This window comes from Acetatifactor aquisgranensis, from assembly GCF_943193215.1.
Classification (GTDB): Bacteria; Bacillota; Clostridia; order Lachnospirales; family Lachnospiraceae; genus Acetatifactor; species Acetatifactor aquisgranensis.
In genome coordinates this window covers 62871-77409 of sequence record NZ_CALPDH010000020.1, presented here as the reverse complement: position 1 = coordinate 77409, position 14539 = coordinate 62871, and the positions used below count along the sequence as shown (strand labels likewise).

Sequence of the window (14539 nt, the reverse complement as noted above, 5' to 3'; positions counted from 1 at the left end):
GCTAATGTCTCGCTCTCACTGCCACCTTCTGCTTTCTTCTGACGCCGGACTTATTATCCTTTATCATGAACATGACGAAGGACAAGCAAGCCAGACCAATGGACAGGAACCATTTCGGATGGATACCGTCGCCTGTGGTAGGCGTATTGTCAGAAATCGTGCCGTCTGACAGGTTCGCAATGTCCACATAAATCACATAAGGAGAGAAATGCTCTGCCCTAAAGGTCATACATGCCACACCGTTAATGGTAGTGAACCTGGGTGTCAGCTTATCCAGCCTGTCATTCACCACACCGGCCACCTTGTTGTTGCCTGCGTAAGTAATCAGAGAATCCGGCAACGGTAATGTAATGTCTACGGACAGGCCCGTGGTGTCTGTAATCTTTGTAGTCCCTGTGGAATCATACAGAGAGATGTCCATGGGGAAATACTTGATATTGTCAAGGCTTCCGTACTCGGCCTGTAAAGCTCTCAGAACTGCCTCTGTAGCGCTGGTGTCATCCGTTATCTTAATAGTAAAGTTATCAGAAGAGCCATTCACAGTAGCAGAGACCACTCCTGTATTGGAAAGGCCATTCTTGTCGATGACAACTGAGGTGCCGCCTACTGTACCAGTACTGCCGTTAGGACGGTTTGAGTTCGTGTTGGAACTGTTGCCGGAACCTGTGGTGCTGCTGCTTCCGGATCTGGCCTTGTAGTTCGCTATGACAGCCACATCGTTGTCTGGCATGGTCAGTATGAACGAAGACAATGTCTTATCTGTCACTACAGTACTCGCCGGGCTTACCGTCCAGCTACTGAACTGCTGTCCTCTTGCGGGTTCGTCAGCGGTGATGATAATCTGCTCTCCCGCTGCATAGAGTCCCGATCCGCTTCCGCCGCGTACCTGGAGCGTGTGGCGGGCGACATCATTGCTGCTTCCCGTATTTCCTCCGCTGGGGTTGTTCGGGTTATTGCTGTTTCCTCCGTTGGGGTCGTTAGGGTTATTCGGGTTGTTTCCGCTTCCACTGTTTCCTCCGTTAGGGTCGTTCGGGTTGTTGCCGCTTCCTATATTGGAGCCATCATCATCTACGTATATAGCAGTATAATCTGTATCTTTCGTAACAATGCCCAGTTCAGGCACCCACTGGAGGAACCTCTTGCCTTCAATCTCAGGCGGTATACAATATGCCTGACTTCCCGCAAACACGCCCTGTTCAAGATACACTCTACCATCTACAATATAACGTACTCTACATTCACCCTCTACCAATGCTCTGTATTTCGCATAAACTGTTGTATCTGCCGTAATATTCGTAAGCGGGCGATCCCATCCTGTGAACACGAATCCCTCTTTGGACGGAGTCGGAATCAAGGATTTATACTCATCACTCTCCTCCATATTTGTCCCCGGCTCTACAAGTACACTCTTTATAAGCGTACCATCCTCATCCAGGAACGTAACTGTCACCTTTCCATATTCAGGAGGGGCAACTCCGTATGTGGCAGTGACATTCAAATCCTCTATCACCGGATATCTGTTAGTGAACTCTTCTCCCGTTCCGCGAATCTTCCAGCCGGTAAATACCATACCCTCTCTCCCGCGAGGTTCCGGCAAATCCAGGACATAGTCTCCTGTTTCAACACTCGTGCTGAGCACTTCCACATTGTCGCCCAATTCACTGCTCCAATCCCAGAAGATGACAGTCCACAAGGCTTCTCCTGCGGCATATTTGATGGTAAATTTCTTATTGACTCCTATAGTTTCCCCGTTGCTGCCCTCCTCGCATACCCAGGTCACTTCGCTGTAATCAGTCCTCTCCTTGCCTTCCGAGTCCACAAGTCCATCAAATGCCGTTATATCAATAAACGTAGGTACCAGACTGTTGGACGCATTGGATGCAAAAATATAATTGACCGCACTGCCCTTGAACGCATTCGCACCGATTGTCGTAAGCGTAGAAGGAAACAGCAGCCTCCTGAGCTTCAATGTATCTGCAAAGGCTTCGGGAGGAATTGTGGTCAAACTCGTCTTGGTCAAGTCTATCTGTTCCACATTGCTCCCTTTGAATGCACCTTCCCGCAGACCAGTCACTCCAGCAAGGTCTACAGGCTCAATATATCCCGTTTTCCCTCCCAGGCACTCCAGGATTACCGAAAACTCTCCATTGCTATCAGCAGCATAGATGATGGAGTCCTTGCAGATATAGCGGGCAGGTTCATTGCCGAAATTCACATCCTTTAGTTTATTACATTTATAAAAAGGACAGACCCCTAACTCACTGTTGTCATCCATGGAAACCTGTTCCAGCCCTGTACACTCCTGAAAAGCGTAATCATCTATGACAGTACCTGTCCTGGCGCTTCCAGGCCACAAATTGATACCTGTGAGATACTCGCAACCCGCGAAAGTCGCTGTTTCTGGATCCAGCGTGCCGTCTGCCTTGTACTCTCCGCCTTTAATCTCTTTCAGGCTGCTGTAGGCAGTGACCGTCATCTCTTTCTTGTTATCATTACCTTTCTCGTAAAACAATCCGTCCTTGATAGAATCAATCCCATCAGGCACTACAACATTCAGCGCCGCGTCTATCGCTGTCCGCTCATTCGGAGTCAGACCCTCTATCCCGCTAGAAGCATAACTATTGGCTGCTGTTTCCATTGCCTCCGCATATGCCTTGTTGGCGTCCATCACAGTGTAGTAGTAATTTAGCGGATGAGTAGAATCTGTCACATAATCTTCCAACTCACTCAGCGCCGGAAACTCAACCAGCTTGCTTATGTCATTTTTTGCATCATACTCCACCTTCAGATTGTAAGGCCAGCCAGTATAATAAGTAATGTAACTCGGAGCCTGAGAGCCGTTGTTATATGCGCCTCCCTGACTCATAGCATAGTTGAAAGGACCGAACCCCTCGGATATAGGGCCTATAAAGGCCAACTTCTTTAGAGGAGTACCATCAGAATCCACTTCCACTCCACCACATCCAGCAGGATGCGAACCATACTTCGTCCACTCCTGTGTCTGGAACGCATTCGGCCCAATCGTAATATTATCCGAACCATCCAAATCAAAACCATCAAAGATGACGCTGGTGAGATTATGACAGCCCGCAAATGCATAATCCCCCACTGCTTTCACCGTGTTCGGAATCACGACTGCTTCCAGATTACAGAGATTCGCAAAAGCTCCCTCAGCAGCACCGACACGCCCTCTAATCGTACTGATGCTGTAAGGGCCTATCTTTGCCGGAATGGTAAGGCTTTTCACATCCCCCAGAGGAATGTATTCGTTCAATTCGTTCTGCTCCGTTACCACAAAGATGTTCCGTCCGTCCGCAGACAACGGATCTTTCATGGTAAGTTCATAAAGGCCCTGTTTTGCGTAGCTGCCGTCTATATAGCTAAACGCAAAATACGTATCTTTACAGCCTCCTGAATGGCATAATGTTTTGGAATCCCTGCACATTTCCTGAAGCTTGGATCCCGTCTGGCCTTCAAAATAGAACTCGCTGCCCACAGATGCCTTGAACTGCTTATAAGAGGTCAAATCATCATCCATAAATGTCATCTCAGGACTTCTGGCGCAGATATACTGCAGAGAAGCACAATCTCTAAATGTCGATAAATACAAAGGCTCCTTGCATGTGTCTGGAAAAGTCAGGGATTTTAATCTGGCACAGCCGGCAAATACATCAAAGCCCACGTGCTGCAGTAAGCTGCCTGTATTACACAGTTCAACTGTCTCCAGCATATTGCAGCCCTGAAACGCGCTGTCTCCTATGGTATCCACGGACCAGGGCACGTTAAACTTTGTCAGAGCAGTACAATCCTGAAAAGCGTACGCACATATATTGGTCAGACTGGTTTCCTTATCTCCTTCCGTAACCAAATCTACAGCTGCCAGTCGGCTGCAGCCCTGAAAAGCTCCCTCACCAATGGTTTTCAGGGAATTTGTAAATGTCATTCCTTCAATACCGGTTCCATAAAACGCATAATTGCCAACACCTCTCAGGTTCTTCCCCAACACTACCCTCGAGAAATTTCTTTCCCCCGCGAAAACCCCTTTCCCTGCATGCGATTCATCTATGAGAGTCCACTTCGTACCGTCATGATACTCCTTTGTAATATAATCTACCGTTACATCTCTGACATGTCCGAACTGCTCTCCCCCTTCCTGTACTGTCCTAAACAGATTACTGTCCGCGGCAGTATTGTCCGGGACACCATTTCCTGTCACATGACCTATATCATAATAAAGCCTTGTGCTGTCAAGCTCCCACCACTTGTCTGCCTCCCTTGAATCACAGGGACGATAAATTCCTGTCTCCTCTTCCAATACAATGGTGTAAGTTCCATTTGGCACCCATGCTCCAGTGTCTGGATTCGTGGCTCCGTTCTCTGTGCTGCTTACCACTCGTACAAATTTGTTGGGGCTTTGCACCAAACTGCTCGGATTAGCAGCAGCAGCAGCTAATACGTTTGGGTACGTGCGCGTCTCGCTATCCCTATAAAAAAGGAAATTTCCGTTTCTTCCGACAGCAACATCCCCACCGCTACCGTCATTGGGGTTATATCGCTTATACGCCGATATCGTGTCCGGAATGGTCAGAACCCCATTTTCCACATAGCCTCCGTTATATTCTGTTATGATAGCGTTCCAAGTGCTTCCAAACTCGGCATAAACAAACTCAAACCGCCGATTCTCATCAACATATATTTCAGGAGCCGTAGCAAAAACACCAATACTCGGAACACTGCACTCCGGAAGCCACGAATATTTATCATCTCTCCCATCTACTGGATTACCAGAACTTGTTCCGTTAGCCGCCTGCAGTCCATCCACCGGAATCGCCGCAATCACAAGAGCAGACACCAGAAACAAAGTCCCCAATGTCTTGCGTACTGTCCGCCACATTCTTCTGCTTTTCTTCTTCACAGCCTTGCTCATCTTCCTTACTCCTCCGCAATTTTTTACGCCATTCCTGCAGGCAGTCCGCCTCTGCTTACTGTCTGCATCTATCAATCGATTGCACTAAGATACGATTTTCTCCCGAATCCCGCTTTTTATATAGAAGATATCACTCTCTACCAGATTATAGTGGTAATCTATGTATATATCGTCTTTTTTTACTCATACGATTAGCTTTCTGTCCTTTATTGACAAAATTTTATTTTTTCCGTCAATTGCATTCACTAATCTTATATTATTCAGGATAGCTTTCTCTGCTATTTTCTATTTTACTATATCTTGAAATAATTTCAAGTCCTTTTGCCAGATATGGTAATCTTTCCTGAAAAAAGGATATAATTTCCTATCGCGCAGAAGATGGCCTTGTCTTCTGATGAAAAAGGACGGGACGACCCGCCTTTTCCGTGTACTGCTTATCAAATTCCATATAATCGGTACAGCTCCTGGCGCCTGCCGCGGTTCTTCGATGCCTCTTCTATTTCATGGTACTTCTCTTCCCTCAGCAGGTTGCTTATCAGCCTGGCCAGACGATCCTCTCCACATTTCTGCCCAATCTTCTCCCCGCGTTCCTGTCCAATCTTCTCCCCGCGTTCCTGTCCTCTCGCCTCCAGCATGTCCAGATACTCGCACATACGCAATTCCTCCCCTTTCCCTCTTCTTTCCAGCAGTTCGTCCACCTGCTCCGTGAACCGGGAATCCCCCGTGACTGCCCTCATCATTTCGCACAGCTCCTCTATATGGACAATCCTCTGCTCCCTGCGGCTTTCCAGACTCCCTTCATTCAGGTAGTCTACCACAAACCCCATGTCGCTGGTAAATCCGGCCCTGACTTTTTTAGACAGCCTTCGCATGTGGTATATCGTCAGCTTGGCATCATCTACCAGCGATGCTTCCTCCGGGAACACTCCGTCCCTTTCAATCAGCTGGTGAAGGCTCAACGGAATCCGGCTTCTCTTCCCCATCCAGTCCAGCACTATACTAACCACAGGATACACAGGCTCTTTCGAATCCAGCTGCTCACGGTAGGCCCCTCCTTGGTAAGAGGCTTTCCGCAGGGCCAGCCGTCTCCTGAGATATGTTTCATTCTCCATTATATACTGCGCCTTTATCACTCCTTCCTGCGTCCGGAAGAAGCTCCTGTCGCAGAACTGGTTGCGCGTCCTTCCCTTCCCCTGGTAAAAGCTTTCCGTCGGCGCGAGCCGCAGGTCTCCCGCGCTCAGCCTGCGCTCCCCGCCATATATCAGCGCGTTCACGCAGTCCGCGAGCACGTCCGCATGCGACATCAGGACCTTCTCCGCGATGTCCTTCTCTGCCATCTGTCCACCTCCTGTTTGGTTTTTACGGCAGGAGGCCCTTTACCGGAAGCTCCCGCATTTTTATGATTGAATGAAAAGCAAGAATCTCCCGACTTTAACAGAATGATGCTTGAATTTAGAATCTATCTGGAAAGAAAATCTGCTTTGAATCTATTCTATTACAATTAAATCCATTTTTCAACCGATTTCCGAAAAAAACACATAAAAATATAACCACATATGGCAATCGGCAAAAAAGGGAGCCGCCATCCGTCACTGCTCCCCATCCGATATTTTCTTCGCCACCACCACGAAGCGCCCGTCTGTCTCCTGGTAATCGCAGGTAGACAGCGTCAGGAGCTGATCCCCATACTGCGCGGTCACGCCCGTATCATAGAGGGACAGCGCCGCCATCTCCTCCATGGCGGAATCGAACTCCTGCTCTCCGTTGGCTTCGATAAACTGATAATATTTGAACACTATTTCCGTTTCTTTGTATACTTTCGCGCGGAACACGTACATAATCTGATATGTCCCTTTCTCATAAATCGTGTCAAAGCTTATCAGGGGATGTTCCTTATAAAAAGACTCATTCTTGTACTGATCCAGCTGCCCGAACATCCTGCCGTTCTTCATGTGGTGCCCATACAGGATGAAATTCGTGCTGGGCTTAAGCACATCGCAGTCCTTATCCATGAAAATCGTGCCGTTCTTGTCGTATTCCTGATTCATGTTATGGTCCAGATAGTACTCATTGTCCGTAGTCTGCATCACAGGATAATCTATATAGGTATCGTCAATCTTCACCCAGCCAATCAGTTTCCTGTTCTTCAGCAGGAGATTCTGGTATTCCTCCAGCACCTCTTTCGCCGCAGGCTCCCCGTCCAGCGTGTACAGCGGGCCGGGCGCAGGAGTGACTGCCGGAGCGATCACAGGCTTTTCCTTCAGTTCGCTCAGCTCCTCATACGTACTCTGGGTCCGATAATCATAATAGGAATATACCACAAAATATCCCAGACAGCAGATGGCCACCGCGCTGCATGCCAGCAGGATAAGCTTTCTGCGCTTCTCACGCTTGCGCAGCTCCTGCTCCACGATTTCCTCCAGCTCCGCATCGTCTCTGTCCGAAGCATCCGGAGCTTTCTCCGCCTGGTCATTTCTCCTGCCGGATGCACTCCCGGGACCCTTTTCCCGGCCAGATGCTTCCTCATTCCGGCGCGTCCGCTCCGCAGGCGTTCTCTTCTCCCCGCCGGGCTTCGCCTGCCTCCCGGCCTTTCCGCGCCTGGTTTTCCGGCTGTCAGCGGACGGCGCCGCTTGCTTCCCTGGAGCGCTCTTCTTCCCTGGAATGCTCTTCTTCCCTGGAATGCTCTTCTTCCATGCCATCTCCACTTCATCCCGGAAATCCTGTCCCAGAAGAGTCATGAATTTATATTTGCCGCCCCGCAGATTCTTAAGAAGCGCCTCCAGGGCCTCCTTGTCCTCAAAGTCGGTCTCCTGCCTCAGTTTATCGATAAGTTGTTTATCACGTTTGGCGCAGGCATAATCGCTTTCCGTGCGGAATTGCCTGTCCTCAACCACAAAAATCTTCTGTGCCATAGTCTTTCCTTAGCATATTCTTAGTCATTTCTTACTATTTTACTATATCCCGGGAGAATTTCAAGCCCCTTAGCCCAATCTCATAATCTTTCCATGTACTCCCGAAAATCATATTTCATCAAGGAAACATTGACATGCCACCCCGCATACAATAAACCATAAATAAACCTTGGAGGTAAAAAACATGAGCGATTTAACTGCTACAAACTGTGGCTGCAATGATTCCTGCGGATGTGCGAACACCCAGAATAACGGTGGTGGCTGCGGCAGCTGGATCTGGATCATCCTGCTTCTGTTCTGCTGCAATGGCAGCGGCAACAACGGATGCGGCTGCGGCAACGGCTGCGGCAACAGCCTGTTCGGCGGCAATGGCAACGGATGCGAGTGGCTTATCTGGATTCTTCTGCTCTCCTGCCTGTGCGGCAGCGGCAACGGGATGTTTGGCGGCAACGGATGCGGATGCGGCAATAGCTGTGGCTGCGGCTGCAACTAAGCGCTGACCTGGATGGGCATTCCGCCTGGCGGAAAATCCCTGTCCCCATGCAGGCTCCGGTGGGAGGCTACTTCCGCCGGGGCCTGTTCCCAATGAGAGCGATTCCCATCGGGATGATCCCCGCCGTGAACGCTTCCCATTGCACACATAACCTCCGGCCTGTTTACATAAAATGTATTGTACTTGTCCGGAAAGGAGTGTGCCATGGAAGAACAAAACTCAAAGACAATCACCGCATTCGATTCCCTTTTTACCACAAACAGAATCCAGATGCTGAAAATACTTCTGCCCCGTCTCGCCCCGGAACAGCAGAGCGGCTTTGCGGTCTACATAAAGCTGCTGGAGCTGCAGTATACCCTCTCTTTCCTGCGCCGCCATCCGGGGATGCGGCTGATGGGAAGCGGAAAACAGCTGTCCGCCGACTTTTTCCAGGGAGACAATGCCGACACCTTCGAGCTGTTGGACGAGATGATGCCTTTCAGCGGCCCCAAGGAGCGCGCCAGGATTGAGAATATCAAAAATATGATAATGAACCTGAAAAAGATGCAGGAAATGATGGAGATGATACAGATGCTCCAGGAGCTTTTCCCCGAGGGAATGGGCGGAGACAATCCCATGGATATGTTCTCCGGCATGTCCGATTCGGGGCTGTCCTCCATCTTCCAGATGTTCGGCGGGGACAGTAGCGAATAGACAACCACAGACTGAAAGGAGCTTTTATGGAAAATCAGGAAAGACCTGTCTGGATGACAGACCCTCTCGTAAAGGATATCCCGGAGAAGAAATTGAAATTCCTGGAGCAGCTCTTCGACCAGGGAAATGCCCTGAAAAATTCATCCGGGCATGGGAAGAGCCAGAAGGAAATGATGGCCTATCTGATGCCTATGATGAAAAAGGCCAAGGCGGAGAACCTGACCTTCACCCCCCAGGAGATGAACGCCGCCATAGCGGCCATACGCAAGCACAGCACTAAGGAGGAGCTGACGCAGATCGACAAGATACTGGAAAAGAGCCGGGGGAAGGATGCACCGCCGAAACCATAGAGATATGCACCTCCCGGACACATCGGAAAAGGGGCCGCCATTCCTGGCGGCCCCCTGCTTTTTGGCTGTTACATTTTTTATGGTTTCACAACGATATTGACAATCCTGCCCGGCACATAGATTTCTTTCACGATATTCCCGGTCAGCTTGTCTCCCAGCGCCTCCCTGGCCGCCGCGATGACCGCCTCCCTGGCTTCGTCCTTGGACACGGAAATGGTGGCGCGTATCTTGCCGTTCACCTGCACGCCTACTTCCACGGTGCTCTCTTTCGTCTTGGCCTCCTCGTAAGACGGCCATGTGGTCTGATATACTCTGCCTTCATAGCCTGCCATCTGCCACAGTTCCTCCGTGATATGAGGCGCCACAGGGTTCAGCAGCGTAAGCAGAGTCTTGTACTCGCCCTTTGTGACGGCATTCTTCTTATAGAATTCATTGATCAGAGCCATCATGGCCGCGATAGCCGTATTGTACTTCAGGCTCTCGAAGTCGCCGGACACTTTCTTGATGGTCTGGTGCATCTTGGTCTCCAGATCCGCGCTGTACCCGTCCTCTTCCGTCAGCATATCCTGCAGTTTCCAGACCCTCTCCAGGAATCTCCGGCAGCCCTTGACCCCGTCCTCGCTCCAGGCGGCGCTTAAGTCGAAGGCGCCGATGAACATCTCGTAGGTGCGCAGGGTATCCGCGCCATAGTCCCTGACGATGTCGTCCGGATTCACCACATTTCCTCTGGATTTGGACATCTTCTCGCCGTTGGAGCCCAGGATCATGCCGTGGCTGGTCCTCTTCTGGTAAGGCTCCGGACAGGGAACATGTCCCTGATCGTAGAGGAACCTGTGCCAGAACCTGGAGTACAGAAGGTGCAGCGTGGTATGCTCCATGCCGCCGTTGTACCAGTCCACAGGCATCCAGTAATCCAGCGCTTCCTTGCCGGCCAGCGCATTTTCGTTCTTGGGATCCGTGTAGCGCAGGAAGTACCAGGAGGAACCTGCCCACTGGGGCATGGTATCCGTCTCACGCTTCGCCGGGCCGCCGCAGCAAGGGCAGGCGGTATTCACCCAATCCTCCATGGCCGCCAGCGGAGACTCGCCGTTATCTGTAGACTCGTAGGACTCCACCTCGGGAAGCATCAGCGGCAGCTCGCTCTCGTCCAGAGGAACGAATCCGCATTTCTCACACTTCACAATAGGAATCGGCTCGCCCCAGTAGCGCTGTCTGGAGAACACCCAGTCGCGAAGCTTGAAATTGGTCTTGCTGTGGCCCAGTCCCTTCTCCTCCAGGAATTCGGTGATTTTCTTCTTGGCGTCCGCCACGGACAGACCATCCAAAAACTCGGAGTTCACAAGCGTCCCGGACTCCACGTCCGTGTAGACCGCCTCCTGCACGCTGACAGGGCTGCCCGCCACTACTTCTATAATAGGAAGCCCGAATTTCTTGGCGAAATCCCAGTCTCTCTCGTCATGGGCGGGCACTGCCATGATGGCTCCTGTACCATAGGTCATCAATACATAATCGGATATCCAGATAGGAATCTCCTTACCGTTCACAGGATTGGTAGCCGTCAGGCCGTCAATCCGGACGCCGGTCTTGTCCTTGGCCAGCTCAGTGCGCTCGAAGTCGGACTTCTTCGCGGCCTGCTCCCTGTAGGCCACCAGCGCGTCGTAATTCTTGATTTCCTCTTTATATTTCTCAATAAGAGGATGTTCCGGAGACACTACCATGTAGGTAGCGCCGAACAGGGTGTCCGGCCTGGTGGTATAGATGCGCAGCTTCTCCTCTTTTCCGGTGAGGGAGAAATCCACCTCCGCGCCCTGGGACTTGCCGATCCAGTTCTTCTGGGACACTTTGACGCGTTCGATGTAGTCGACCGTGTCCAGTCCCTCTATCAGCTTGTCGGCATATTCCGTAATCTTCAGCATCCACTGGCTCTTGACCTTGCGGACCACCTCGGAGCCGCAGCGCTCGCAGACGCCGTTCACCACTTCTTCGTTGGCCAGGCCTACTTTACAGGAGGTACACCAGTTGATGGGCATCTCACTCTTGTAAGCCAGCCCCGCCTTGAAGAGCTTCAGGAAAATCCACTGTGTCCACTTATAATAGTTCGGGTCGGTGGTGTTCACCTCCCTCTCCCAGTCGAAAGAATAGCCCAGCGCGTGGAGCTGTCCTTTGAAACGCTCCACATTGTTCTTCGTGACGATTCTGGGATGGATATGGTTCTTGATCGCGTAGTTTTCCGTGGGCAGGCCGAAAGCGTCCCAGCCCATGGGATACAGCACGTTATAGCCCTGCATCCTGCGCTTGCGGGCGACGATGTCCAAAGCGGTGTAGGGCCTTGGATGGCCCACGTGAAGTCCCTGTCCCGACGGGTAGGGGAATTCCACCAGCGCGTAGTATTTGGGTTTCGAGTAATCCTCCGAGGTCCGGAAAGCTTTTTCCCCGTCCCAGACCGCCTGCCATTTCTGCTCCACCTCATGGTGGTTGTAAGGTATCGCCATTCTTCTTTACCTCCTCGCTTCATTTCCGTCTCTGCGTCAAAAAGCCCTTCCGTCAGCTAGAGACGAAAGGGCTTCATTTCCGTGGTACCACTCTAATTCGCAAATCCTGCATCGGGAGCGCTATGTCAATATCATAACGGCACCGCTGCTCTTCCGGATTCACGCACTTTATTTATCGATAACGGGATAAACCGTCGCACCCTACCCACGCAATACGCTTCAGGCACAAGACTCCAAGGCCAGTTGGGGAAATCTCGCTGCCGCCTCCCACCGCCCGGCGGCTCTCTGAAAGTCCGAAATCCTTAATGCTCCTCTTCTCCGTCCATGACATATATGAAACTGTCCTCTAATAGAATCATCATGCCGCTTCTATTAGTTAAGGCTATTGTAGACTGTTTCCAATCATCTGTCAAGTTAAAATTCATCAAGAATCACATTAAATTTAGTCCTGATTCCGAACTGTTCGTTTTAGTCTTCCGCGTTATTCTCGGCAACGCTTTGCGCCCTTGCCGCAATCTCTTTCTCCTGTACATCCGAGGGAGCCTGCTCATAGCGGACGAACTCGTAGGCATACTCGCCTCTGCCGCCGGTCATGGAACGCAGATCCGTGCAGTAGCCGAACAGGCAGCTCTGGGGAATCTCCGCCTCGATGATCTGCTTTCCGCCTGCGGTAGGATTCATGCCAAGCACACGGCCTCTCCTCTTGTTCAGGTCGCCCATGACGTCGCCGGTATAGGCATCCGGCACGGTGACCTTCAGGGACGCAATGGGCTCTAACAGCACGGGATGGGCCTCCATGAAGCCTTTCTTGAACGCCTGGATGGTAGCCATCTTGAACGCCTGCTCGGAGGAATCTACCGGATGGTAGGAACCATCGTACAGCACAGCCTTTACGCCCACTACCGGGTATGCGGCCATGGGGCCCTTTATCACGGATTCCTGCAGTCCCTTGTCCACTGCGGGATAAAAGTTCTTCGGCACGGCGCCGCCCACCACTTCCTGGGTGAACTCATATGCCTCCTCCAGATTGTCGGAGGGGCCAAAGCGCATCTTTACATGGCCGTACTGACCATGGCCGCCGGACTGCTTCTTATATTTATATTCCACATCCGACTGCTTCCGGATGGTCTCCTTATAGGCTACCTTCGGGCGGTCAAGCTCCACCTCTACCTTATACTCGTTCAGCAGACGGCTGACAACGATGTCGAGATGCTGGTCTCCCATGCCGTAGAGAAGCGTCTGTCTGTTCGCCGCATCGTTCACTGCCTTCAGGGTCAGGTCTTCCTGGGTCATCTTCTGCAGAGCCTGGGAAATCTTGTCCACATCGCCCTTGTTCTTGGGCTTATAGCGCATGTAGGTGTAAGGTGTGGACACCTCCGCCTTGGCATATTTAATCGGTGTCGCCTTGGTAGAAAGGCTGTTGCCGGTCTTGGCATCGCTCAGCTTCGCCAGAGCGCCGATGTCTCCCGCGTGGAGCTCAGGAACCTCTGTGGCCTTGTTGCCCTGCATCACATACAGCTTGCCGATTTTCTCCTCCACCTCGGTATCTACATTGTACATCAGATCGTCCGTCTTCAGAACGCCGGAGTTCACCTTAATCAGAGAATACTTGCCGATGAACGGATCCACGATGGACTTCCACACATAGGCTGACTTCGCCTTGGAGAAGTCATAGTCCGCGTTGTAGATCTCGTTGGTCTTCTGGTTGATGCCGGCAATCTTGCGGTTCTCGGGGCTGGGCATATATTTCACGATGTCGTCCAGCAGCGTGTACACGCCCTGGCACAGCGTATTGGAACCCATGGTCATGGGAACGATGCTGCAGTCGCATACATTGGTGCGCAGGGCAGCTCTGATCTCCGCGTCGGAGAAAGTCTCTCCGCCGAAATACCGCTCCATCATCTCCTCGCTGGTCTCGGCTACCGCCTCCATCAGCGTATCGCGGCACAGCTCCAGGTTCGCCTTATTGTAATCGGGAATCTCGCAGTCCACTACTTCCTTGCCCTGCCAGCGGTGTCCTGTCTCGGAGACCACGTTCACATAGCCCACGAATTTCTCGTTCTCACGGATGGGCAGATTGAAAGGCGCCATTCTCTTGCCGTAAAGATTGGTCATATCTTCCACTACCTGGCGGAAAGAAGCGTTGTCCACGTCCATGTTGGAGACGTACACGAATCTGGGAAGTTTGTATTTTTCACACAGGTCCCATGCCTTCTGAGCGCCCACTTCGATGCCGGACTTTCCGTTCACCACGATAATCGCGGCTCCCGCGGCGCTGATGGCCTCCTCGGCCTCGCCCACGAAGTCAAAGTAACCCGGAGTATCTATCACGTTAATCTTGTACCCTTCCCACTCAATCGGGATAATGGAGGCATTGATGGAAAACTTGCGCTTCTGTTCTTCCTTGCTGTAGTCGCTCAGGGTATTGCCGTCGGCTACCCTGCCCATTCTGGATGTAATGCCGGACAGATACGCGAACGCTTCCGCCAGACTGGTCTTTCCGCTTCCACCGTGTCCCAGCAGAACTACATTGCGAATCTTGTCAGTTGTGTAAACTTTCATTTGACTTTCCTCCAATTTTTATGTAATTTGGGTATTTCGACCTGACATTGATAATCAATTCAATTCCCATAAGATTATTTTACTAGACAACAGCGTTTTTTACAAGAACT

9 protein-coding genes and 1 other annotated feature are annotated in these 14539 nt (G+C 51.2%); of the genes, 3 read left to right on the top strand and 6 right to left on the bottom strand.

What is annotated here, in order from left to right:
* Position 1 precedes the first annotated feature (1 nt).
* From NFS35_RS17430 to srtB, 3 genes are all read right to left on the bottom strand, one after another.
* Complete coding sequence (locus NFS35_RS17430) at positions 2-4927, bottom strand: leucine-rich repeat protein (RefSeq protein ID WP_251208389.1); 4926 nt, start codon at positions 4925-4927, stop codon at positions 2-4.
* Between the two features lie 437 nt (positions 4928-5364).
* Positions 5365-6264, bottom strand: coding sequence for a hypothetical protein (locus NFS35_RS17425; protein WP_251208388.1), 900 nt, complete (start codon positions 6262-6264; stop codon positions 5365-5367).
* 252 nt (positions 6265-6516) lie between these two features.
* Positions 6517-7839, bottom strand: coding sequence for a class B sortase (srtB, locus tag NFS35_RS17420; RefSeq protein ID WP_251208387.1), 1323 nt, complete (start codon positions 7837-7839; stop codon positions 6517-6519).
* A 184-nt stretch (positions 7840-8023) separates the two neighbouring features.
* Between srtB and NFS35_RS17415 the strand changes: the two genes are divergently transcribed.
* Positions 8024-8332 (top strand): chorion class high-cysteine HCB protein 13, encoded by a 309-nt coding sequence (locus NFS35_RS17415; RefSeq protein WP_251208386.1) that lies wholly within the window; start codon positions 8024-8026, stop codon positions 8330-8332.
* On the opposite strand, the gene NFS35_RS17410 is transcribed toward NFS35_RS17415, so the two are convergent.
* Entirely contained in the window at positions 8329-8472 is a 144-nt protein-coding gene (locus tag NFS35_RS17410; RefSeq protein ID WP_251208385.1) for a hypothetical protein, read from the bottom strand. The genes NFS35_RS17415 and NFS35_RS17410 overlap by 4 nt on opposite strands.
* 64 nt (positions 8473-8536) lie before the next feature.
* On the opposite strand from NFS35_RS17410, the gene NFS35_RS17405 reads away from it, so the two are divergent.
* Together NFS35_RS17405 and NFS35_RS17400 are read left to right on the top strand one after the other, a co-directional pair.
* Positions 8537-9025, top strand: coding sequence for a hypothetical protein (locus NFS35_RS17405; RefSeq protein WP_251208384.1), 489 nt, complete (start codon positions 8537-8539; stop codon positions 9023-9025).
* A 26-nt stretch (positions 9026-9051) separates the two neighbouring features.
* Entirely contained in the window at positions 9052-9375 is a 324-nt protein-coding gene (locus NFS35_RS17400) for a hypothetical protein (protein WP_251208383.1), read from the top strand.
* Positions 9376-9452: 77 nt separating this feature from the next.
* Here the strand turns inward: NFS35_RS17400 and leuS are convergent, their stop codons facing one another.
* Both leuS and NFS35_RS17390 read right to left on the bottom strand, forming a co-directional pair.
* Positions 9453-11867, bottom strand: coding sequence for a leucine--tRNA ligase (gene leuS / locus NFS35_RS17395; protein WP_275564701.1), 2415 nt, complete (start codon positions 11865-11867; stop codon positions 9453-9455).
* 55 nt (positions 11868-11922) lie between these two features.
* Positions 11923-12195 (bottom strand) — a binding site (T-box leader).
* Between the two features lie 140 nt (positions 12196-12335).
* Positions 12336-14429: an elongation factor G gene (locus NFS35_RS17390; RefSeq protein WP_251208382.1), complete on the bottom strand. Its 2094-nt coding sequence runs from the start codon at positions 14427-14429 to the stop codon at positions 12336-12338.
* Positions 14430-14539: the final 110 nt, after the last annotated feature.